The sequence below is a fragment of the Sphingomonas glacialis genome, from assembly GCF_014653575.1.
Lineage (GTDB): Bacteria > Pseudomonadota > Alphaproteobacteria > Sphingomonadales > Sphingomonadaceae > Sphingomonas > Sphingomonas glacialis.
Genome location: NZ_BNAQ01000004.1, coordinates 254,936 through 276,904, shown reverse-complemented (window position 1 = coordinate 276,904; position 21,969 = coordinate 254,936). Strand labels below are relative to the sequence as shown.

The 21,969-nt window shown below is 62.5% G+C and carries 19 protein-coding genes and 1 tRNA gene; 4 read left to right on the top strand and 16 right to left on the bottom strand.

Translation table 11 applies throughout. The annotated features are described in order from the left end of the window. Positions 1-279 precede the first annotated feature (279 nt). On the top strand, positions 280-468 hold the full coding sequence (locus tag IE187_RS14710) for a hypothetical protein (protein WP_189676864.1): 189 nt from the start codon (positions 280-282) through the stop codon (positions 466-468). Here IE187_RS14710 and IE187_RS21730 read toward each other — a convergent pair. From IE187_RS21730 to IE187_RS14700, 3 genes are all read right to left on the bottom strand, one after another. Further along, on the bottom strand, positions 454-660 hold the full coding sequence (locus IE187_RS21730; protein ID WP_368855613.1) for a DUF6771 family protein: 207 nt from the start codon (positions 658-660) through the stop codon (positions 454-456). The two genes, IE187_RS14710 and IE187_RS21730, sit on opposite strands and share 15 nt — an antisense overlap. Before the next feature lie 346 nt (positions 661-1,006). Further along, positions 1,007-4,249, bottom strand: a complete 3,243-nt coding sequence (locus tag IE187_RS14705; protein WP_189676863.1) for a type ISP restriction/modification enzyme — start codon at positions 4,247-4,249, stop codon at positions 1,007-1,009. 405 nt (positions 4,250-4,654) lie between these two features. Next, positions 4,655-4,957: a hypothetical protein gene (locus IE187_RS14700; RefSeq protein ID WP_189676862.1), complete on the bottom strand. Its 303-nt coding sequence runs from the start codon at positions 4,955-4,957 to the stop codon at positions 4,655-4,657. A gap of 650 nt (positions 4,958-5,607) precedes the next feature. Here IE187_RS14700 and IE187_RS14695 point away from each other — a divergent pair. Beyond that, positions 5,608-6,285, top strand: a complete 678-nt coding sequence (locus IE187_RS14695; RefSeq protein ID WP_189676861.1) for a recombinase family protein — start codon at positions 5,608-5,610, stop codon at positions 6,283-6,285. 494 nt (positions 6,286-6,779) lie between these two features. Here the strand turns inward: IE187_RS14695 and IE187_RS14690 are convergent, their stop codons facing one another. The 4 genes from IE187_RS14690 to IE187_RS14675 form a co-directional block, all read right to left on the bottom strand. Then, the gene (locus IE187_RS14690) at positions 6,780-7,946 is read right to left on the bottom strand and encodes a hypothetical protein (protein WP_189676860.1); all 1,167 of its coding nucleotides are present in this window, start codon (positions 7,944-7,946) and stop codon (positions 6,780-6,782) included. Position 7,947: 1 nt separating this feature from the next. Further along, complete coding sequence (locus IE187_RS14685; RefSeq protein WP_189676859.1) at positions 7,948-8,355, bottom strand: hypothetical protein; 408 nt, start codon at positions 8,353-8,355, stop codon at positions 7,948-7,950. Between the two features lie 324 nt (positions 8,356-8,679). Continuing rightward, a tRNA-Pro gene (locus IE187_RS14680) sits at positions 8,680-8,756 on the bottom strand. 82 nt (positions 8,757-8,838) lie between these two features. After that, entirely contained in the window at positions 8,839-9,216 is a 378-nt protein-coding gene (locus IE187_RS14675) for a hypothetical protein (protein ID WP_189676858.1), read from the bottom strand. A 175-nt stretch (positions 9,217-9,391) separates the two neighbouring features. Here IE187_RS14675 and IE187_RS14670 point away from each other — a divergent pair, with 175 nt between their 5' ends. After that, the gene (locus IE187_RS14670; RefSeq protein WP_189676857.1) at positions 9,392-10,681 is read left to right on the top strand and encodes an adenylosuccinate synthase; all 1,290 of its coding nucleotides are present in this window, start codon (positions 9,392-9,394) and stop codon (positions 10,679-10,681) included. An 85-nt stretch (positions 10,682-10,766) separates the two neighbouring features. Further along, positions 10,767-11,072, top strand: coding sequence for a hypothetical protein (locus tag IE187_RS14665; RefSeq protein WP_189676856.1), 306 nt, complete (start codon positions 10,767-10,769; stop codon positions 11,070-11,072). A gap of 330 nt (positions 11,073-11,402) precedes the next feature. Here IE187_RS14665 and aroC read toward each other — a convergent pair whose 3' ends face one another. The 9 genes from aroC to ligD form a co-directional block, all read right to left on the bottom strand. Further along, positions 11,403-12,470, bottom strand: coding sequence for a chorismate synthase (gene aroC, locus IE187_RS14660; RefSeq protein WP_189676855.1), 1,068 nt, complete (start codon positions 12,468-12,470; stop codon positions 11,403-11,405). After that, entirely contained in the window at positions 12,467-12,700 is a 234-nt protein-coding gene (locus tag IE187_RS14655; protein WP_268249516.1) for a DUF2442 domain-containing protein, read from the bottom strand. Before IE187_RS14655 ends, aroC begins: the two co-directional genes overlap by 4 nt. Positions 12,701-12,704: 4 nt before the next feature. Further along, on the bottom strand, positions 12,705-12,947 hold the full coding sequence (locus IE187_RS14650) for a DUF4160 domain-containing protein (protein WP_189676854.1): 243 nt from the start codon (positions 12,945-12,947) through the stop codon (positions 12,705-12,707). Between the two features lie 6 nt (positions 12,948-12,953). Further along, a complete protein-coding gene (fabI, locus tag IE187_RS14645) occupies positions 12,954-13,757 on the bottom strand; it encodes an enoyl-ACP reductase FabI (RefSeq protein ID WP_133187333.1) in 804 nt (267 codons plus the stop codon). After that, entirely contained in the window at positions 13,754-14,713 is a 960-nt protein-coding gene (locus IE187_RS14640; RefSeq protein ID WP_189676853.1) for a YihY/virulence factor BrkB family protein, read from the bottom strand. The genes fabI and IE187_RS14640 overlap by 4 nt, the downstream gene beginning before the upstream one ends. 21 nt (positions 14,714-14,734) lie before the next feature. Next, positions 14,735-15,673, bottom strand: a complete 939-nt coding sequence (locus tag IE187_RS14635) for a DnaJ C-terminal domain-containing protein (RefSeq protein ID WP_189676852.1) — start codon at positions 15,671-15,673, stop codon at positions 14,735-14,737. A gap of 77 nt (positions 15,674-15,750) precedes the next feature. Then, complete coding sequence (locus IE187_RS14630) at positions 15,751-16,641, bottom strand: transglutaminase family protein (RefSeq protein WP_133187329.1); 891 nt, start codon at positions 16,639-16,641, stop codon at positions 15,751-15,753. Positions 16,642-16,795: 154 nt separating this feature from the next. Then, on the bottom strand, positions 16,796-19,273 hold the full coding sequence (locus IE187_RS14625) for a circularly permuted type 2 ATP-grasp protein (RefSeq protein ID WP_189676851.1): 2,478 nt from the start codon (positions 19,271-19,273) through the stop codon (positions 16,796-16,798). Positions 19,274-19,356: 83 nt separating this feature from the next. Continuing rightward, a complete protein-coding gene (gene ligD, locus IE187_RS14620) occupies positions 19,357-21,864 on the bottom strand; it encodes a DNA ligase D (RefSeq protein WP_189676850.1) in 2,508 nt (835 codons plus the stop codon). Positions 21,865-21,969 lie beyond the last annotated feature (105 nt).

The window sequence follows — 21,969 nt, the reverse complement described above, 5'->3', positions numbered from 1 at the left end:
ATCATAAACCTTCGCCAAAGCGTGAGCGATCCAGTTACCCCCAGTCGATGCCGTCCTAATGCCGTAAACATCGCTATCTCAAACATGCACCCAAAAACGCTTGCCGTCGTTGATCTGGCTCAACCAGGCTTTCGGCCTGCCGTCGCGCTATCGATTTCGCAACCGTGCCGTTAGGAAGCGCCATGCCTCTTCGGTCTGTGGACCCCAGCGAGGCCCGCGCGGTGGCTCTAGGGTGATGCGCCAGTGCGCGCCGCGTGATCCACATGACGAGCATCGTAGATGCATCCCCACGACCTCCAAAACGGTGCTCCAGCGTTGCACAGTGTAATAGCGATCGAGCTTGGCGGCATCGATGACACTGCGATGACCGCACCGGCATTCGACCCGCAAGTTGCCCTTATGGTGAACCACGTCGCCGATCGTGGTCAGTTTGATATTTGCGCCCATGCGACATTAAAAAAGCTGTAGCTGCCTCGGGTCGATCGCCGGTGGCGGGTTGGTCAGGCGATCCACCACCGCACCGGCAAGCGTCGTTAGGGCTTCTTCACGCAAGCGTTCGTTACCGCACGTCAAACCGACCCTAGCCCAGCAAGGAGACTGGCTAATGGCGTCCTTAGCGTGATCGATCAAAGCGGGGTCTGGGTTCACTCTTTTTGCCATAGAGCAAAATTAGAACGAAGCAGGAACATATAGCAACCGATTCGATGGTTTTTTCATGCCGAAAGCCGACCGTCCGCTATCGGGCAGAAAAGCAGACCGGCAAAAATCGACCAAAAGCAACTACTACCGCCGCCTTGATGCCCTCCCGACTTCCGACGTTCATTCATCGGTGCGAATTAAGACCGCAACAGCGATTGGAGGCGAATCCTAGTGATTAAGCCGCCGCTCCCCGTTCGCTCCCCTCATGATGGCTTTCGGCGATGGGTCAAACTGCAGCCTTGTAGGTAAGTCACCGTCGATTGCCGGATAGCAGGCCGCTTGCAATTTCATGTCAGCAGCTACGAACTCAATTAAGCAAGTCGATGGTGTGCATAATCCGATAAGTTTCATGTAAGACTTTGATGATGCGCTGATAATGGCGAATGTCGTCATAGGTCAGGGCGCGTCCCTTGCGATCTTTCAGCCACTTTTGCGCGGGCTGATAGCCGCCGATGTAGAATTCCCATGCAATCGCGGGCACGCCGTCAAAATACTGGTCTGCATTGATCCAGACTTGCCCGTTCTCAAGGCGCGGCTTGTCCACCACGCTGTCTCCGCTGCCGTCGTCTGGCCCGTGGAAGGGATAGGGCGTTGCGCCGACGGCTGCATCCTCCATCAAGTGTAGGCGGCGTAGCTCTTCGCCCCGGTCGCTGATCGCGCGAAATGCTTTCGGGCTCACCGGATAGGGAATACGGGGGAAGTCGATTTTCAGGAACTCAGCATAGGTGGCGCGATAAGCGGGGCTGTGCAGGATGCCATAAATGTAATCGAACACCTTGACCTCATCGGGGCGGGCACCGCCGGTAGCGTGGCGGAAAGCGTCGGTACCATTGGGGGCCATCAGTTTGCCATTGAGGCCAGCCACGTTGCGGATTTGGGCGAACAGCTTCGCATCGAAATTTATGCGGATACTCTGGTCCAGATTGCCTTCACTGGGGTAAATGTAGAGCGGGGCTAAATAATTCACCTCCTTAATGCTGAGCGTGTGATGAGTAATTGGTAGGTCGTGAACTAGAAAATCTGCAAAACTTCGGCCGCCTTCGATCGTGCGCGTGAATGAAGCTGATAGGTTTGCGTGAGATTGCAAATTCTGCATAAACTCTACGCGTCCCCAATCGACCATATCAGGACGCGATAAAATCGCACGCTTGTCAAAGGGGCGATAATCAATTGACTTAATGTCGTTGCGCCAATCTGCTGACTGGAGCGCCTTGCGCGCGGCTGGCAACTTCCAGCCCCTTGAATCGCCTGGCGGATATTTTCCACCGGCCTTGCCGCCAAAAAAACGCTCGCGAATTTCAGCGTCGGTGGCGGTTGGATCGGCAAACGCGGTAACGCGCTCGGTTAATTCCTTCGTATTTAGGGCGATTACCAGTCCATCGCGCGCTGTTACAATGCCTGCGACGTTGGCAGGCATCAGTTCTGTGACTGAGATGCCCTTGGAGTATTCGCCCTCCACGTCATAATCGCGTAACACGAAAGGATGGATTGGGGCTTTGTGTGGCAGTGCCTTGGGGGCTAGGCTGGCCGTAGTGCCATCCCAAAGCCGGGCGTATTTGCGCTCGCGGGTGCCCCATAGCTCGCCGTGACGCACCTCCGCCAGTGTCATGGGTGCCTTGTTCTTGTGACGATGTTTTACGGCAATGATGATTGCTACGCCCTGCATAATGTCGAACACGTTCTTGTCTGGCGAGCCGTCGGGACTGATTTCCTTTTTGTTAGAATTGCCATGCAGGTCTAAAATATGGATGCGATCAAATGTGCGCATGAGGTGCCAGCGCATTCCGCGAAAGGTCGGGTTATCAAGGTAGCCGTGATTGGTAATGAAGCCCAAAACGCCTTCGCCATTTTGCTCGATCATATGTTCCGCTAAGCGGAGAAACTTTACATAATCGTCTTGCAACCAGTGTTTGCGTTCGCCGAAATGGACGCCATCCACATATTTGTAATCCTCGATCTTGTCGGTGATCCATTTATCGTTGTTCTGACTAATGCCCGAATATGGCGGGTTGCCTATCACGCACATGATGGGGGTCTGGCGTTTGATGTTGTTAGCCTGCTTGGACTCTTCGGCGATGGCGCGCTGAATGCCGAAATCTAAGGTCTGTAATACGCGCTCCCCACCTTCCAGCGAGTTGGTGAGATAAACTCCAAGGCGGGGCGGGTTGGCCGATGGTTTGTAGCCTAGCCGGGTCAGGATCATGTCCAGCTTCATGTGGCACATGGCGTAGGAGGCCATCAGCAATTCGAACCCATGCAGACGGGGGATCAAATCGCGTTCTATGTAAGCGGACAATTGCCCCGGCGCGACGCCCTTGATGCGCTCAGATACCAGCTTAACCACCTCGGCAAGGAAGGTGCCGGTGCCCGTCGCTGGATCAAGGATCTGGACGCGGTGGACTTCCTTTTTGATGGTGGCGGCCCTGCCCGTTTTGGGGTTGTTCTGGCCGGTGTCCCAATCAATCGTAATTTTGGATGTATCAGCCAAACCATCGGCCAGCCCGAATTCGGTTTTCAGCACCTCGTCCACGGCGCGCACGATGAAATTCACGACAGGTTCGGGCGTATACCACACGCCGCGCGCCTTGCGCTTGGCAGGATTATATTCGGCTAGAAAGTTTTCATAGAAATGCAGGAACGGATCTTGCCGCGCGGTGATCTTGCCAAAATTGCGCAGCACCCGTTCCATATTCGTGGCGCAAAACACATGGCACAGCTCATCGATTACGCGGCGCAGGCGCTCATCTAAATTGGGGCCGGCTATGTAGATGAACAGTTCGCGCAAGAAGGGGTTGCTCTTTGGCAACAGGTCCAGCGCCTCGGTGCGAGTGAATGTGTCCGGCGTTTCATCATGCAGGCGCGCGGCAAACAGGCCATAGGCGATGGTTTCGGCGTAAACGTCGGCAAACTCTTCGACGGTTATGTCGTGGATCAGGCTGGTCTTGAACGCCTCATACTGACCGATCAGGTCGGTCGTCGTGGTGGTGGCGTCCTTGGCTTTCATATCTGCCACAAGGGCACGCCCCATGATGTCCTTGATGATCGCCGCCTTGCCAGCCATCATCGCGGCCAGCTTTGCCGACGAAGTGATGCTAAGCGGGGTCACTTGGACGAAGTCGCGTAGGCGGTTTTCGAGCGTGGGGAAGTTTTCGGCTCGCGCAGGCAGCGTCGGAGTCAGGTCGGCCACGGTGATGAAATCCACCAACTCGCCATCGCGGATGAATTCGAAGTCCAGCCCGTTGGTGTAGATCAGGTTGGGTAGGCCCTTCTTGTAGCGTTCCTTCTGAGCCTTGCTGTAGTCGGTGGCAGCGAATTTTCGCACGTCCTTTCCAATGTCCTTGGCCTCGCACCAGCCGATGGCAACATCTCCACGGTTGAACACGAAATCCGGCGCGCCAACATCGGTAAGGTGCTTGGGTTCGTTGATAACGGTCAGCGCGGGATCGATGGAGCCGAACAATTTGGCCAGGGCGGGGCGAAAACTGTGCTCAGTAGATCGTCCGCTGGCGTAAAGCGTACGAATTTCACCGAGATAACCTTGGATATCCATTTTTCGGACGAGCCCCCTTAGCGCTGCCGCGCATCGCTACCATCTTGGGCTTCCTTAACATACGTCTGCTTACGTTCTCCATCTACCCGATTTCAGCCGGGCTGCCATCCACCACCTATCGCCGTTCGCGATCCGCCCGCGCGATCGTTATGCCCAAAAGCCGACCGGCAGCTATTGGGCGGAAAAGCTGCTGGGTAGGGACTGCTATTTTTGCCGTTCTAATCAACCAACGCGCGCTATCGTTTTATCCGATTTATCGATCATTCCTTAGTGTGAGGATGACCAATATCCAGGCCAGCCCTGGGACTCCAACCTATTGATATAATTGGCTTTCTATTAGGACTTCGCTCTACGCCGCCACTCCAACATTAGGCTTATCTTCGAAAAGAAGCCTTATGGTAATCGTCAATGATCCAGCCACCGGCATATGCCCGCGCCACCGCCTAAGCCTAACATCCCCTTCGAAGGACCGTATGGCCCGAACTCGGAACCTTCGATTGCCTTCCAAGCGTTCCCGCCTTCGAACAGGATGGTGTAGGTGGTATAGCCTGTGTACCCGCCCATGGCGTTCTTTCCGTTGATCTCGATCGTGGCGGCATAACCCGACCAGCTATTATCGCCCTTAGCCCATCCGGCCTTGCAGTGTGCTGGGTGAATCCCGACAAAGCGGTATTGCGCGCTATCCGGATCGCGAAGCGTATCAAGCATTAGCCTCTTTGTAGCGCCTACAGGGTCTCGAGGCTCCGCGCCTATGACCGGCTCGGGTGCCGCCATCGGTTGGGCTGCAACAGGCATAACGTTAGCAAGCAGCATAAGGGCTGCGATCAAGGTGAGCCGCATCAATCGTCGTTCCCATGTTAGACCGCTCCGCCCGACAGACCGGGACGGTTGAACGACGCGAACACAGGAACACGCCTCCCGCGTATTTCCCGAAGGTATTATATTCCGCAGGCCGCCCGGCGTAGCCGAGAGCCTGTGTTCGCCGCCGAATGCGGGCCACTCCTTCCGTTCAAAGTCGGAGCAACGAGAAAGACATATGCGCCGCCGTTGCCGGTGTCTACCTAACCGCGCGCTCGCAGTTCGATCCGCTGGATTGCAGCACGAGATACACCATGCGCATCCGCTCAAACGCCCAGGGAGACGCCCTGTGCGCGCTTAGCGAGGATTTCAGCCTGCTAGGCCTTAGATAGCGCCTGTGGCCTTCCTAGGGCCTTCCCTGCGGCTTTCGCGCGTGCAAGGCCCGACTGTGTTCGTCAGCTCAACGAAAGGGTTAAACCGGCGCAAAGATCACCATTGCAAACAACCGGAAAGCTGTTACATTAGCTACAGCGAACGATGTAGCTAATGGAACGACTCGAATGGCGAACGGAAAGCATGTTGCGTACTACCGTGTGAGCACTGCGAAGCAGGGTAGGAGCGGGCTTGGCTTGGACGCGCAACGCGCGGCAGTGACGGCTTACCTGAACGGCGGTTCATGGGAATTGACAGGTGAAGTTACCGAGGTCGAGTCGGGGAAGCGAGACGACAACCGCCCTCAATTGTTGGAAGCTCTACGCCTATGCCGCGCCACCGGCGCGACCCTGATTGTTGCCAAGCTCGACCGACTTTCGCGCGATGCCGCGTTTCTAATGCAACTAAAAAATTCGGGTGCGCAGTTCGTCGCGGCTGATATGCCCGGAGCGAACACGTTCACAGTGGGTGTCATGGCTCTCGTGGCGCAACAGGAGCGCGAGGCTATATCCGCCCGCACGAAGGCCGCCCTCGCTGCCGCAAAGGCTCGTGGAGTGACCCTAGGCGGTCACAGAGGGCATGTGTTGCCTCACCATAGAGCTGCGGCTTTAAGCGCAGCAGTGCGGAGCAACGCGTCGCAGGCATCCGCACGAGACGTTCGAGTTTCGATTGAGCAGGCGCGAGCAAATGGCGCAGTGTCTTTGCGAGAGATTGCCAGCGCCTTGAACCAAGCCGGAATAACAACACCTCGCGGCGGTCAGTGGCAGGCGTCGCAAGTCAAGCGAGTCATAGAGGCCACCGCTTGAACGCGATCGAAAACGTGGCTCGAAAGCGGTTACGCATCGAAATACGTCGGGCCATATTTAAGAGCGCTCGCCGCTGGCGTAACCAAAACGACCGCTAACGATACAATCGCCAGTTCCCGAAGCGTGTCCGTACAAACAACGTATATTACGATGCCCTCGCCGGTATTGCCGGATGCTTTCGTAGCGGGCGCGGTTCGCAAGAAGCGCACGTGTAACCGCGCGTCGCTATACGGGCCGGAGATATCGGTTTGCGACCAGACCCGCATTTAAGTCTCGAAGCACGCCATCGTGAATAAGATTGCCGATCGTACGGTGGGGTCTGTCGAAATGTCCGCTGGGTCGATCGCCAACGACGTTCCCGCGCCGGAGGGAGCCATTCTATGGCAAGCCCTGTAATCGGACGATGGCCGCAAGATTGCACCAAAAATACTTTAATTTTTTTTAGCAGGCTAGGCAGAAGACTAGGTCAAATTTTATGGCACGCCAATTCCGGTTTAAAAGAAGACTGGATCGGCCTCAACTTTCATGAAATCTCTTCTCGGCCTCTCTATATAACGACCCTGCAACCCAACGCGAACTCCAAAACTAATTCGTCCGTTTGCCGCCAATTCATCAAATTGATTCCATCCGAGCTGACAAGTCACTTCGCGACCGTTGTCTCGGCGAAGGCGAATCGTCTTAGACGCGCCTATCAAACCATCCACGGTCCCAGTTATATAAACATCCCGTCCGACTACTCCGGCGTACGAACCCCTAATCCTATCACCTACAGCAGCATTCACTTCTACGAATACTTCGTTTCCAGCTGAAGACGACGAAAATTGAAGCCTCGAAACGTCACTATCGGACGAAGGTAAGATATCAATAATCTGCTGGAGAAATTGAAAATTGTCTGCTCCAAAGTTATTCGGCAGATCGCCAAATGAAGCCAATTCGACTGTTCGTTCGATTTGATCGGCAAACTCACGTCCTCGCTCAAATGCCTGTCGCAATACCTCTTCTGGTTGGACGTTCCTAGTACGTCGCTGCGACCGAAGCTTAGCAACATCTAGTTCAGGATGGTCGATCGCAATTAATAAGCTCGCGAATTCAAGCGGTTTTACGGTATAGTCAATAAAGTTACGATCGCGACCTCCGCTAAGTGCGATGGGTGTAAGCGCTTCTCGAACAACATCATGAACTTTATCGATCAATCCTCTTAATGTAGTGAGTGGCAACCCCTCCTCGGATAGCTCTTCACCGAAAAACTTAAATGCAAAGAGCGACTCCACCTGCGCGAGCGAGTCAGCAGCAGTAGGGAAAGATCCTACAAGAGGAACACCAGCTTTTGGCAAGAATGAGCTTGCTAAACTCTCCGATCGCATCTCGTAGCGCATAACGCCAAGGTCAAAATCAGTTTGAAAAAGCCAGATGTTTTCGTGACGCAGCGCACCGTGAACCGAAAGACGACCACGCTTCAGCGCTTCAAGCTCCCGACTTGATACACTAGACGCAATATAATAATCGCCATCCTCGTATTCGTCAGATTTGAAAAAGAGATAAGTATCAAGTCCGATGCGGCAGGTAAAAATCGCCGGGCCGTTCAGGTAATACAGGATCTCATCCGGAACGATACGCCCCAAATCCCAGTCACGCTGACCTGTGATCCACTCGTGCCACATGTTAAGCCGCACCTACCATTGGCGGTAACGCAGGTTCAAACTTCCCAAGCAGATCGACACCATCATAGGGCCAGAAAGTGTGATGCGTAGGCTGATTGCCGGTTGGCGTCGGAGCCAGCCGACCGTCTTCCGGGGTTACGTTCCCACTGAAGATATGCCAGCGAGCGGCATAGGGAAATAGCTCTTGAGCATGAAGAGCATCGATCTCTGTCGTCCAGCACGATAGGCCGAACGCCATACAGCCGCCGTTGCGGGCCATAGCCTGCTTACGCGGACGTTGGGACCGCGCGTGCGGGGTGAAATCCTCTTCGGTGGCTGGGTTGGTTTCGCAGCCGTGATAGACGGTCAAATTCACTTCGTCTGATTGTTGCGGGCATCCGTTGGGAAACCAGTCGGGAAACTCACCCATGAACCGACACGCTGAATTTGATCGTACCCATACCGCGTATCTCATAGCGCGGAATTCGTGAATGATAAGTAAGAACTGGATTTAACTACGATTGATCTACCGAACGGTCGCATCGAAGTGCAGTTGGCCATATTCGCGATCGGATGTGCCCGACCCACGGAGTCAGGTAGTGGGAACAACTACGTGTTTTCAAACTCAATCGGACCCTGTGCGATCATGATCCTTCCGCCACAAATCTTGACGGAAAGGAGCGCTACGTTTTTATGCTACGTCTATGCCAAGGCCCTAAAAACAAGCGCCTGACATTAAACAATAAAAATGGAATGGTCGGGGAGACAGGATTCGAACCTGCGACATCCTGCTCCCAAAGCAGGCGCGCTACCGGACTGCGCCACTCCCCGACGCTCGATGCGCTTAGGGGGGTGCGCCGAGAAGCGCAAGCGTCCTCGCAGATTTCCGTTCGCGCAGCCCGCGCGGCCTTTCCTAGCGCCGATACCCGAACCGGCTGCTTTCGAACGCCACCGTCGCTGCCGCCGAATCGCCCAGCGGGATCTGCGCGACGCCGTACAGCGAGCGCAGGCCGTTCGAGCCGACCATCGCGCCGACCTCGCCGTGGATGCCGAGCGTCTTGCGCTCCGCTTCGGGCATTTCGCCGCGCGCGGCGGCGGCGCTTTCGGGGGTGGCGTGGTCGAGGATCGCGCGGCGCTGTTCGTCGGTCAGCCGGATCGTGTCGGTCGAGGGCGCCGCCTCGGGCACGGGGACAGCCTGGGCGAACACCGCGACCGGCGCGCAGGCGAAGGCCGCCGCCAGCGCGAGACGGAGCACAGGTGCGGGACGAACGGCGTGCGGCGAAAGTATCATGGCGACTGTCTAATCCGATGAACCCGTCTCCAGCATGAACCGCACGCCGATAATTGGCAACGCGCGCAGCGGCGCTTCGACCCGTCGCGCGCACGCGTGGCGCGCATTAGACATGGACCCCCCGCCCCCCTCGCATTAGGGCTGCACCGAAAACGTAACAATCAGGCAGAACACCGTGGGAAACGTAGCAGTAATCGGCGCCCAATGGGGCGATGAGGGCAAGGGCAAGATCGTCGACTGGCTCGCCGAGCGCGCCGATGTCGTCGTGCGCTTCCAGGGCGGGCACAATGCCGGCCATACGCTCGTCGTCGGCGAGAGCGTCTACAAGCTGTCGCTGCTGCCCTCGGGCATCGTGCGCGGTACGCCGTCGGTGATCGGCAATGGCGTGGTGCTCGATCCGTGGGCGCTGAAGGCCGAGGTCGAGAAGCTGCGCGGCCAGGGCGTGACGATCACGCCTGACACGCTGATGGTGTCGGACACCTGCGCGCTGATCCTGCCGTTCCACCGCGATCTCGACGGGCTGCGCGAGGACGCCTCGGGCGCCGGCAAGATCGGCACGACGCGGCGCGGCATTGGTCCGGCCTATGAAGACAAGGTCGGCCGCCGTGCGATCCGCGTGTGCGATCTCGCGCATCTCGATGCGCTCGACGCGCAACTCGACCGGATCAGCGCGCATCACGATGCGCTTCGCGCGGGCTTCGGCGAGCCGCCGGTCGATCGCGCCGCCTTGGTCGAGGCGTTGCGCGAAATCGCGCCGTTCGTCCTGCCTTTCGCCAAGCCGACTTGGCGCAACCTCAACGCCGCGAAGGCCGCGGGCAAGCGCATCTTGTTCGAGGGCGCACAGGGCGTGCTGCTCGACGTCGACCATGGCACCTATCCGTTCGTCACCTCGTCGAACACGATCTCGGGCACGGCTGCGGGGGGCTCAGGCCTTGGGCCGAGCGCGGTCGGCTTCGTGCTGGGCATCGCCAAGGCCTATACGACGCGCGTCGGCTCGGGCCCCTTCCCGACCGAGCTCGAAGACGCGACCGGCGAAAAGCTCGGCGTCCGCGGGCATGAGTTCGGCACCGTCACCGGGCGCAAGCGCCGCTGCGGCTGGTTCGATTCGGTGCTGGTGCGCCAGTCGGCCGCGGTCGGCGGGATCACCGGCATCGCGCTGACCAAGATCGACGTGCTCGACGGCTTCGACGAAGTGAAGATCTGCACTGGCTACAGCCTGCGCGGCGAGACGCTCGATTATTATCCCGCGCACGCCGCCGACCAGGCCGAGGTCGAGCCGATCTATGAGAAGATGCCCGGCTGGCAGGAAACCACTGCAGGCGCGCGCAGCTGGGCGGACCTGCCGGCGCAAGCGATCAAATATATCCGCCGGATCGAAGAACTGATCCGCTGCCCGGTCGCGCTGGTCTCGACCAGCCCCGAGCGCGAGGACACGATCCTCGTCCGCGATCCCTTCTCCGACTGATGCACAAAAAACCCCGGCCGCGCTTGCGCGCGACCGGGGGCCGTGACGAACCGACAGGGACCTCGATTACATCGGGCGCTTCTTCTTGGACTTGCTCTTCGTCGTGGTGGTCGTCGAGTCAGTCGGCGTCTGGGTCGACATCGTCGAATCGGTGGTGGACGTCGTCGTTGCGGTCGAGTCCGGCGTCGACATGGCGGGGTCTGCGGTCGTTGGTGCAGGCGTGCCCGGGGTCATCGTGCTCGGCGCGGAAGTCATCGGATCAGAAGTCGACGGCGACGACGTGGTCGGCGCACCGGGCGATGCCGGCGTGGTCTGCGCGAGTGCTGCCGACGAGAGCGTCATTGCGGCAATTGCGGTAAGGGTTGCGATACGCATGGGTCTGTCCTTTTGAATGACGTGACCATCAAATGGGTCATGCATAAGAACGACCTTGCGGGCATTTGGTCGCTCGATTTGTCGCTCTAAAGCAACAATTTGCCTTCTTGTTGCCGACTCGGGCGCAGGTCACACGAAATGTTTGCGGTATCTTTCGATGTGCGCGGCACTGCAGCAAGATGCGCCGCGTATCGATTGCTCGAGCGTTTCAAGGAAACCAAAACCGAATGCGTCACCCCAGCGAAAGCTGGGGTCTCAAGCGGCCTCGGTCCGCCCTTGCCGCTTGAGATCCCAGCTTGCGCTGGGATGACAAGTGGTTGTGGCGAAACGCAACCGCGCCGCGCCGTCAGCCGACCTGCGCGCGGTGCATCAGCTTATGGTCGGCCAATACCAGGGCAACCATCGCCGCGACGACCGGCGCACCGCGAATCCCGACGCATGGATCGTGGCGGCCTTTGGTCATGATCTCGGTCGCCGCGCCGTCGCGGTCGATCGTCTCTACGGGAGTGAGGATCGAGGCGGTCGGCTTGAACGCGACGCGCAGCGTGATCGGCTGCCCGGTCGCGATTCCGCCGGCGATGCCGCCAGCATGGTTGGCAAGGAAGGCAGGGCCGTTGTCGCCGGGGCGCATCGCGTCGGCATTGTCCTCGCCGCGCAGCGTCGCCGCGGTGAAGCCGTCGCCGATCTCGACGCCCTTGACAGCGTTGATCCCCATGCAGGCGGCGGCGAGCTCGGCATCGAGCTTGGCATAGAGCGGCGCGCCCCAGCCGGCGGGCACGCCCGTCGCCGCGCAGCCGATCACCGCGCCGAGCGACGATCCGGCTTTCCGCGCGGTGTCGACCAGGCCTTCCCAGCGGGCTGCGGCGACCGGGTCTGGGCAGAAGAACGGGTTGCGGCCGATCTCGGCGGCATCGAAATTGGCAGGGTCGATCGCATCGCCGCCGATCGCCTCGACCCAGGCGGTGATCGTCACCTCGGGGATCACCAGCCGCGCGACCGCGCCAGCGGCGACACGCGAGGCGGTCTCGCGCGCCGAGGAGCGCCCGCCGCCGCGATAGTCGCGGAAGCCGTATTTGGCGTCATAGGCGTAGTCGGCATGGCCGGGGCGATACGCCTTGGCGACGTCGCTATAATCCTTCGAGCGCTGATCGACATTGTCGATCATCAGGCTGATCGGCGTGCCGGTGGTGCGCCCCTCGAACACGCCCGAGAGGATGCGGACCTGATCTGGCTCCTGCCGCTGCGTGGTGAAGCGCGAAGTGCCGGGGCGGCGCTGGTCGAGGAATGGCTGGAGATCAGTCTCGGTGATCGCGATGCCGGGCGGGCAGCCATCGACCACCGCGCCGATCGCGGGACCGTGGGACTCGCCCCAGGTGGTGAAGCGGAAGGCGTGGCCGAAGGTGTTGTAGCTCATGCGGCGTCGCGCGACGGACGCGTCATGTCCCTGCGCCCCGCCAGAAGACCATCGACCGAGATGTCTTCGTCCAGCGCATCCCAGTGCAAGCCGTAGGGGCTCAGCTCCACAGCCGCCCGTTGCTCGGGGGACGCGTGCAAAAGCCGCGGGAACCACGCCAGCGGGATGCCCAGCGTTCGACCGTCCTCAAGATCGACCCACATCGCATCGTCATCGAACCGGGCCGCCATCGGCCTAGGAGAAGTGTCCATTCCACGCGTCCTCAATCTCATCGCGACGGGCTTCGATCAGTATCGCCAATTTTCGCAGGGCGCGAAAGTCCAGGCCTCGGCTGCGTGCGTGCCGGACGTTCGGACGCAGCCAGAATTTGGCTTCGCCGTCGGCATTGCGGGCATGGACGTGGGGAGGCTCGCGCGGGTCGCCTTCGTCGGAATAGAAGAAGAACCGAAATCCATCCTGCTTGAAGATGACCGGCACCGCCGGTTACGCCAGCGCGATGTCCGGCGCATCCTCCGCTTTCATGCCGATGACATGATAGCCCGCATCGACGTGATGCGTCTCGCCGGTAACACCGCTCGCCAGGTCGCTGAGCAGGTACAGGCCAGCGCCGCCGACATCCTCGATCGTAACGTTGCGCTTCAACGGCGAGTTGAGCTCGTTCCACTTGAGGATCAGGCGGAAGTCGCCGATCCCGCTCGCCGCCAGCGTCTTGATCGGCCCGGCCGAGATCGCGTTGACGCGGATGTTGTCGCGGCCGAGATCGACCGCGAGATATTGCACGCTCGTCTCGAGCGCCGCCTTCGCGACACCCATCACGTTGTAATGCGGGATGACCTTCTCGGCGCCGTAATAGCTCAAAGTCAGCAGCGACCCGCCATTGGGCATCATCGCCGCCGCGCGCTTGCACACCGCGACGAACGAATAGACCGAGACGTTCATCGTCATCAGGAAATTGTCGAGGCTGGTGTCGACATAGCCGCCGCGCAGCTCGTTCTTGTCGGAGAAGCCGATCGCATGGACGACGAAGTCGATCGTCGGCCATTCCTTCGCCAGATCGGCAAAGGTCGCATCGAGCGCGCCCATATCGGACACGTCGCAATCGAACAGCCGCGCGACGCCCAATTGCTCGGCAAGCGGGCGCACGCGCTTCTCCATCGCCTCGCCCTGATAGCTGAAGGCGAGCTCCGCCCCCGCTTCGCTCAGCTTCTTCGCGATCCCCCAGGCGAGCGAACGATCATTGGCGAGCCCCATGATCAGCCCGCGCTTGCCTGCCATCAATTCCGTCACGCTATCACCGCCTCATTCGTTTCAGGCGTGCTCTCTACCCCGTGTTCGGTCGGTTCCGCCAGTGCCGCGTTCAAATGCGCGCCGAACACGATGCCGAGGCCGACGAGAAAGAAGAACAGCAAGGCGATGATCACGCCGGCAAGACTGCCATAGGTGAGATCGTAACTGCCCAGCCGCGACAGCACGACGGGCAGCAACGCGGTGATGCTGACCCACCAGACGGTGGTGAACAGCGCGCCGGGCCATTTCGGGCATTTGCTCAACCGGTATTTCGACGGGGTGACCGAGAAGAACAGCATGTACAGCGCGCCAAACATCACCACGCCGGGCACGATGCGCGACAGCCCGACCCAGCCCGCGATATTCTGCGCGAACGGCAGCAGCGTGTAGATGAAGCGCTCGACCGCGGTCATCAGCCCCTGGACGAGGAACGACAGCAAGGCGATCACGACCGAGGCGATGATGACGAGCATCGAGCTCAGCCGGTAATGCCAGAACGGCTTGGTCGAGACGACGCCGTAGGCGCGGCGGAAGATGTCGCGGATCGTCTCGACAAAGCTGCCGACCGACCACAAGGCGACGACCGCGCCGATCCACAGCAGCGATCCGGTGCGCGCCAGCAGCACGTCGTGGATCGGCTTTTCGAGCAGTTCGGCGACGTTGGCGGGCAACACGTGGAGGAACGAGGCGACCGCGCGCTGCGTCTCGGCGCTCTGGCCGATCAGCGAGGCGATCGCGGCGGCGAGGATGAAGAACGGGAACACCGTCAGCAGCGCGAGATAGGCCAAGTTTCCGGCGTGGATGAACCCGTCCGAAAAGACGCCGATCAGCACGCGCCGCAGCACTTGCCAGGCGCGCGCCGGAAGCCGCACGGCGGGCGGAACATCGGACGGGGTGACACCCGCCTCGCCACGCACCGCGCGGACTTCGGGCGAGACGGGGGAAATCTGACTCAAGCTAAGCTCCGGCTAAAACGGTCAGACGTCCATCCCTGCCCGCGGGTTCCGTGCCGACTCGTCTTTCCAGCCCTCGGCGAACGCGACCAGCGCCGCGTCGTCGGCGGGGAGATCGATCATCAGCGTCACGAGCTGGTCGCCGCGCGTGCCATCCTTGCGATGAAAACCGCGGCCGCGCAGCCGCAGCGTCTTGCCCGAAGTCGATCCCTTGGGGACGGTCAGCATCACCGCGCCCTCGGCTGTCGGCACGCGGACGCTCGCGCCGAGCACCGCTTCGACCAGGCTCACCGGCAAGTCGAGCCGGACGTCGTCGCCGACGCGTTCGAAGAAGCGATGCGGCAGCACGGTGATCGTGACGATGCCGTCGCCATTGCCGCCCGGTCCCGCCTGCCCCTTGCCGGCGAGCCGCATCTGCGCGCCGCTTTCGAGCCCGGCGGGGATCTTGAGGTCGATCGTCTTGCCGTCGCCGAGCGTGATGCGCTGCGGCTTGGCGGCGACCGCGTCGATGAAGGGCACGTCGAGCTTGTAGAGGATGTTGCCGCCCTTGGGCTGCTCGCGCCGCCCGAAGCCGCCGAACCCGCCGGCAAAGCCGCCGCGCCCACCGCCGCCGCCCGAAAACATGTTTTCGAAGATGTCGCTCAGATCGGGCCCATCGGCCTGGAAGCCGCCACCGCCCGGGCCGGGACGGAAGCCGCCGGGATTGCCTGCGCCCGCGCCGAAGCCGAATGGCGCCGCGGGGTTGCCGTCGCCGTCGATCTCGCCGCGGTCGAAGCGTGCGCGCTTGTCCTTGTCGTTAAGCAGATCATAGGCTTGCGTCACGGTGCTGAAGCGCTCGCTCGCCTTGGGATTGTCCTTGTTCTTGTCCGGATGCAGCTCCTTGGCGAGCTTGCGATACGCCTTCTTGATCTCGGCCTCGGACGCGGTCCGCGCCACGCCCAGCGTTGTGTATGGATCGGCCACAAAAGTCCCCGGTAGTCTGGAATAGGTTCAGTGCGGCCTATCTGGGGTATCGCCGCCTCGAGTGCAAACGCCGTTCGTTACGCCGCCGCCTCAAGGACGGGGGCGACGTCGACGCTGACGTCCATCTTCTGCGCGCCCGAACCGAGCACGACGCCGTCGATCGGCGCGATCTCGCCATAATCGCGGCCGATCGCCATGACGATGTGATCGCCCGCCATCCAGATGCCGTTGGTCGGGTCGACCCCGACCCAGCCGAGCTCGGGCCCGCACCACAGCAGCACCCAGGCATGCGTCGCATCGGCGCCGACGAGCCGCGCCTGCCCGGGCGGCGGGATCGTGCGGATATAGCCCGAGGCATAGGCGGCGGGCAGACCGGCGGCGCGCAGGCCCGTGATCATGATCTGCGCGAAATCCTGGCAGACGCCGCCGCGCTTGAGGAACGCCTCGTGCGGGGTGGTGTCGACCAAAGTCGCCTCGGCATCGAAGGCGAAATCGTGCTGGATCCGCTGCGCAAGGCCGATCGCGGCGTCGAGCGCGGGCCGATCGGGGTGCAGATCCTGCGCGCACCAGTCGGCAATGTCGCGGTCGAGCGGGATCAACGGCGAGGGGAAGAGATAGGCGGCGGGGCCCGCCGGCGAGGGATCACGGCTGACGCGCGCCGCGGCGGCGATCTCGCGCAGCGGCGGCGATCCGTTCGATGGCATCGGCACCGGCCGGTCGATCTCGATCCGCGAGACGCTCTCGATCATCAGATGCCGCACCGGCTGTTCGACCACCATCCGCATCACATTGGCGAGCCCCGCCTCGGCGCGCGCGGGCGCGACGCGGCCCGAGGGCGAGATCGTCAGGCGATAATCGAGCAGATTTTGGCCCGACCAGTGGATCGGTTTGAGCCGCAGATTGCAGCGCGCGAACTTGACGCGCGCGCCGTAGTCGAAGCGTGTGACGTGGCGGATGTCGTAGATCATGGTGCGCCTTCACTCGCTGCGCGGTCTCCCCTCCCTGACAGGGAGGGGTTGGGGGTGGGTCGGCCTAATGCAGGCGTCGATCTCTCCACGGGCCAACCCACCCCCAGCCCCTCCCTTCCAGGGAGGGGAGGAAATGGGATCGCGCGCAGCCCCCTCACGCCAGTGTCATCCCGGCCGCGCGCAGCGGCTCGGCGCCCTGGAGGAAATAGCGCCGTGCGATCGCCTCGGACAATTGGAACAGCCGCCGCTCGACATCGCCGAGAATGTCGGCGTCGAGCGCCGCCGCGGTCGCGGTCGAGACGATCGCGGTGAGCACGCTGCCCTGGACTTGCTGCGGCTCCTCCATCCCGTCATCCTCGAGCACGGGCAAGGCGGCGAGATGCTCGCAGATCCGGCAGATCTGGAAGGCGAGCGAGCGTGGATTGCCCGGATCGAGCGCGACGAGATCGACCACGGGCACGCGCGCGATCCCCGTCAGATAGCGCTGGCGATAGCTGATCTGGCTGTCGGCGAGGTCGAGCAGCGTCGAGAGATCGTCGAGGCTCGCCTGCGCCATGCCGAACGCGCGCACCGCGCGCGTGACGCTCAGCGCGCGTTCGAGCCGGCGGCCGAGATCGTGGAAACGCCACGCCGCGGTCCGCCCCATGTGCTCGGCCGAAAGCCCCGACAGCGCGGCATAGCGCCGCTGGAGCGAACCCGCGCGATCGAGCATCCCGCCCTTGTTGGGATAGGGCGCGTCGAGCAGCCGCACGACGTCGGCCGCAAGCCGATCGCGCGAGCCCTGCCCGATCCCGCGCGCGAGCCGGTTGATCGTCCGGACGCTGTGCCAGCCGGCATCCTCCATCGCGGTGCGCGCAAACGCTGCGAGATCGCTCCGGCGCAGCGTCGCGGGATGCGGCGCACCACCGCCACTCACCACCAGCCCGACGAGCCGCCCGACCGTCTCCGCCGACAGCGCGGCACCGGCATCGGCATCGATCGAATTGCCGAGCATCACGCGGACGATGCCGAGCAGGGCCTCGCCACGCTCGAGATAGCGGCCGAGCCAGAAGAAATTGTCGGCGACGCGGCTCGGCAAGGTACCGGGATTGCGACGGACATGGATCGTGTCGGCGGGCGGCAGCAGCGAGACGGGCGCGACCGTCTCGGCGCCGTGGATCGCGACATCGGCCGACCAGCACCCCTCGCCCATCACCGCGGCGCGCGGATCGGGATGTTCGGCGATCCGTGCGAACCCGCCCGGCAGGACGACCCAGCCGCCGTCCGCCCCGCGCGCCGCGAAGACGCGTAGCGTGAAAGGGCGCGCCGCGAGCCCGGCGTCGGTCACCACCGGCATCGTCGAGAGCCGGACGATTTCCTGCCCGACATAATCCTGCGGGCGGCGCGCCATATCGTCGAGCAAGGCGTCGCGCGCGGCGCCGGTGATATCGGCGCCGTGCAGCGCGATGCCACCGGGCAGCCCGAGCGGCGCGACCCCGAAGGCGGGGCCGATCAGCATCCGGTCGAAATCGTCCATCACCTCGTTGCGCGCACGGTCCTGCCCGCACCACCAGGTCGCGATATTGGGCAGGATCAGATCGGCGCCGAGCAGCCGCGTCGCGAGCGCGGGCAGGAACGCCCCGAACGCCGCCGATTCGAGCACGCCCGCGCCCGGCGCATTGGCGATCACGACATTGCCCGCCGCCGCCGCGTCGATCAGCCCGGCGACACCGATATGCGAGTGCGAATCGAACGCCAGTGGATCGAGCAGCCGCGGATCGATGCGGTGCCACAGCGCATCGACGCGCTTCATCCCGTCGATCGTGCGGATGTAGAGCTTGTCCTCGAGCGCGGCGAGATCGGCGCCCTCGACCAGCAGGAAACCGAGATAGCGCGCGAGATGCGCTTGCTCGGCATAGCTCGCGCTATAGCGGCCGGGGGTGAGCAGCCCGATCCGCGGCTCGACGCGGCGGCAGGCGGCGGCAAGGCCATCGCGGAACGCCGCGAAGAACGGTGCGTGGCGCTGGACGTTGAGCCGCGATTGCAGCCCGCCCAGGGTGCGCGCGATCGCCAGACGATTTTCCAACGCGTAGCCAGCGCCGGCGGGGCTGCGCAAATGATCGGCGAGCACGCGCCATTCGCCGGTCGGCCCGCGCCCGAGATCGACCGCGATGAAATTGAGGTGATGCCCGCCCGGCGGCACCAGCCCTGCCATCGGGCGCAGGAAGAAGGGCGATCCGCCGACCAACGCCGCTGGGATCAGCCCGCGCGTGACGAGGCTTGCATCGCCGTACAGATCCTCGATCACGCTCTCGAGCAGGTCGGCGCGCTGGACGATGCCGCGCTCGATCGTGCGCCATTCCTCTGCGTCGATCAGCAGCGGGACGGGCGAGAGCGGCCATGGGCGCTCCTCGCTTTCGCCGATGATGCGGAACCCCGTGCCGATATCCTCGGCATGGCGCTGGACGCGCTCGCGCGCCTGGCCGAGATCGTCGCCCGCCACCGCGGCGAGTTCCTCGAACATCGCGCTCCACGCCGGATCGGGCGCGGTGCCGAGCACGTCGCCCTGGATCGCGCGGGCGCGATAGTCGGCGATCCAGCGCGCGGCATGCGTGGCGGGGTCGAGCAACGAAGGCGCGGAGGCCGTGGCCATCGAAATTTCTCAAATCCCCCAAAGAACGCGGCCGACAAGGCCACAATCGCTTCGCAGGTGCAACAGGCTAAGATCGATTACGATTACAGATCGGGCAGAACTTGGTCCGCAACGCCCCATCCCGCGAGATCGCGCGATCGGGCGCGCGCGATCAATGCGGCGGCATCGCGCACGCCCCAGCGGCTCGCGGCGTCGATATCGCGCAGCTCGGACCACGACACGGGTGCCGCGACCGGCGCGCCGGCCCGCGCGCGCGCGACATAGGGCAGCACGGCGGTCGCGCCGCGCTGGTTGCGCAGCCAGTCGATGAAGATCCGCCCCTTGCGCTTGGCCTTCGACATCGTCGCGAGGAAGCGATCGGGCTCGGCCGCGCCGAGCGCGCGGGCGAAGCGTTCGGCGAAATCCTTGACCGCGGGCCATTCGGCTTGCGGCGTGAGCGGCACGACGACGTGGACGCCCTTCCCGCCCGACAGCATCGCGAAGCTGACGAGGCCGAGTTCGGCGAGATGTTCCTTGAGGTCCGCCGCGGCCTTTTTGACCACGTCGAAGCCGAGCTCTTCGTCGGGGTCGAGATCGAACACCATCCGATCGGGCTGTTCGAGGCTGCCGACCGACGAGCCCCAGCCGTGAAATTCGATCGTCCCCATCTGGACGCAAGCGACCAGGCCGTCGGCATCGTCGACATAGAGATAGTCCTCGCTCGACCCGTCCTTCTCCGGGATCGCGACCTTGTGGACGTGATCGCCCTTAAAGCTGCCCGCGTCGTGCTTCTGGAAGAAGCAGGCCTTTGCGCGGCCTTGCGGGCAGCGCACCAGGCTGATCGGGCGGCTGCCGGCGAAGGGCAGCATGATGCTGGAGACCTGCGCGTAATAATCGGCGAGCTCGCCCTTGGTGACGTTCGATTCGGGGAAGATCACACGGTCGCGGTTGCTGACCTTGATGTGGGTTTCGGGGATGTGGGTTTCGGGGATGTGGCTTTCGGGCGCGTCGACCGCCACCGGCGTCTCGGCGACGACCTCGCTCGCCGCCTTGTCCTCGCGCAAACCCAGGAAGCTCGAATGGCGCAGCACGCCGTCGGGCGTGGTCTCGGCATAGGCGACTTCGGCGACGAGTTGCGGTTTGACCCAATGCGCCCCGCGGACCGCCGCTGGGGGAGCCTTCACCGTCGGTGTCTTGCGCTCGATCTTCTCGAGCCGTTCGCGCAATTCCATCATCAGGTCGGTGCTGAACCCGGTCCCGACCTTGCCGGCATAGACCAGCCCGTCGGGCCCGTTGAGCCCGAGCAGCAGCGAGGCAAACCCGCGCGATTTCGCGCTCGTCGTCCAGCCGACGATGACGAATTCCTGGCGCTGCGTGCATTTGATCTTGAGCCACGCCTGCGTCCGCTTGCCGCGATACGGCGCATCGGCGCGCTTCGACACGACGCCTTCATAGCCTTCGCGGCACATCGTCTCGAACAATTGCTCGGCTTGGCCGATGATGTGCTGCGAATATTGGACGCGCGCGTCCTTGCCGTCGATCAGCGGCGCGAGCCGTTCCTTCCGCGTGATGGTGGCGAGCCCAGTGAGGTCTTCGCCGTCGAGCTGGATCAGGTCGAAGGCGAAGAAGGTCATCTCGCCGCCGCTCGAAATGGCGTTTTTGAGCGTCGAGAAATCGGGCTTGCCGTCCTTGAACGCGACGATTTCGCCGTCGAGCAAGGCGGTTTTCACGGGGAGTTTGGCGACGGCGTCGGCGATGGCCTGGAATTTGTCGGTCCAGTCGAGGCCCGAGCGGGTGAAGACCTTGGCCTTGCCCTTGGCGACCGCGATCAGCGCGCGGTAGCCGTCATACTTCACCTCGTGCAGCCACTGGTTCCCCGCCGGCACCGCGTCGACGAGCGTGCACAGTTGCGGCTCCTGAAACACCGGCATCTTTCCGTCATTCCCGCGAACGCGGGGATCCCGCTTCTGGCCTGCGGTCGAAGACGAGCGGGATCCCCGCGTTCGCGGGGACGACGGGGTGGACTGTTTCGACGGTTTCTTCCCCTCGGCGATCTCCGCCATCGTGCGCCCGGTCGTCACACTCGTCAGCCCGGTCTCGACCAGCGTATCGGTCCCGCCCGCCTCGGCATCGCCGACCTTGCGCAGCAACCAGTTCTCGCCCTTCTCCTTGCCGCGCGGCTTGAGCCGGATCAGCATCCACTCGCCCTTCATCCGCTCGCCCTCGAGCACGAAGTGGAGGTGGCCCTGCTCGAGATCCTTCGCGCTCTTGCCCGCGATCGGCGCCCAGGTGCCGCTGTCCCACAGCATCACCGTGCCGCCGCCATATTCGCCCTGCGGGATCGTGCCCTCGAAATCTGCATAGGACAGCGGATGGTCCTCGGTGCGGACGGCGAGGCGTTTCTGGTCGGGATCGATGCTCGGGCCGCGCGTGACCGCCCAGCTCTTGAGCACGCCGTCGACTTCGAGGCGGAAATCCCAGTGGAGTCGCGAGGCGTCATGCTTCTGGACAATGAAGCGGTTGCCGTGGCCGGGCGCGAGCGTGCCGGCGGGCTCGGCGGTCTTCGCGAAGTCGCGCTTGGCATTGTATTTGGCGAGCGGGTCGATGCTCATCCCTCCCCTCCCGCTTGCGAGTTCGAGGTCGACGGCGCCCCGCGCTGTCGAGGATGTGCCGGGGGCACATCCGACCCCGAACTGGGCTGGGGGTGGGCGCGCGCG

Coding starts and splice junctions, on each gene's coding strand:
- IE187_RS14710 (WP_189676864.1), top strand. CDS start 280: ATGCATCCCCACGACCTCCAAAACGGTGCTCCAGCGTTGCACAGTGTA.
- IE187_RS21730 (WP_368855613.1), bottom strand. CDS start 660: ATGGCAAAAAGAGTGAACCCAGACCCCGCTTTGATCGATCACGCTAAG.
- IE187_RS14705 (WP_189676863.1), bottom strand. CDS start 4,249: ATGGATATCCAAGGTTATCTCGGTGAAATTCGTACGCTTTACGCCAGC.
- IE187_RS14700 (WP_189676862.1), bottom strand. CDS start 4,957: ATGCTTGATACGCTTCGCGATCCGGATAGCGCGCAATACCGCTTTGTC.
- IE187_RS14695 (WP_189676861.1), top strand. CDS start 5,608: ATGGCGAACGGAAAGCATGTTGCGTACTACCGTGTGAGCACTGCGAAG.
- IE187_RS14690 (WP_189676860.1), bottom strand. CDS start 7,946: ATGTGGCACGAGTGGATCACAGGTCAGCGTGACTGGGATTTGGGGCGT.
- IE187_RS14685 (WP_189676859.1), bottom strand. CDS start 8,355: ATGGGTGAGTTTCCCGACTGGTTTCCCAACGGATGCCCGCAACAATCA.
- IE187_RS14675 (WP_189676858.1), bottom strand. CDS start 9,216: ATGATACTTTCGCCGCACGCCGTTCGTCCCGCACCTGTGCTCCGTCTC.
- aroC (WP_189676855.1), bottom strand. CDS start 12,470: ATGAGCTACAACACCTTCGGCCACGCCTTCCGCTTCACCACCTGGGGC.
- IE187_RS14655 (WP_268249516.1), bottom strand. CDS start 12,700: ATGGCGGCCCGGTTCGATGACGATGCGATGTGGGTCGATCTTGAGGAC.
- IE187_RS14630 (WP_133187329.1), bottom strand. CDS start 16,641: ATGATCTACGACATCCGCCACGTCACACGCTTCGACTACGGCGCGCGC.
- IE187_RS14625 (WP_189676851.1), bottom strand. CDS start 19,273: ATGGCCACGGCCTCCGCGCCTTCGTTGCTCGACCCCGCCACGCATGCC.
- ligD (WP_189676850.1), bottom strand. CDS start 21,864: ATGAGCATCGACCCGCTCGCCAAATACAATGCCAAGCGCGACTTCGCG.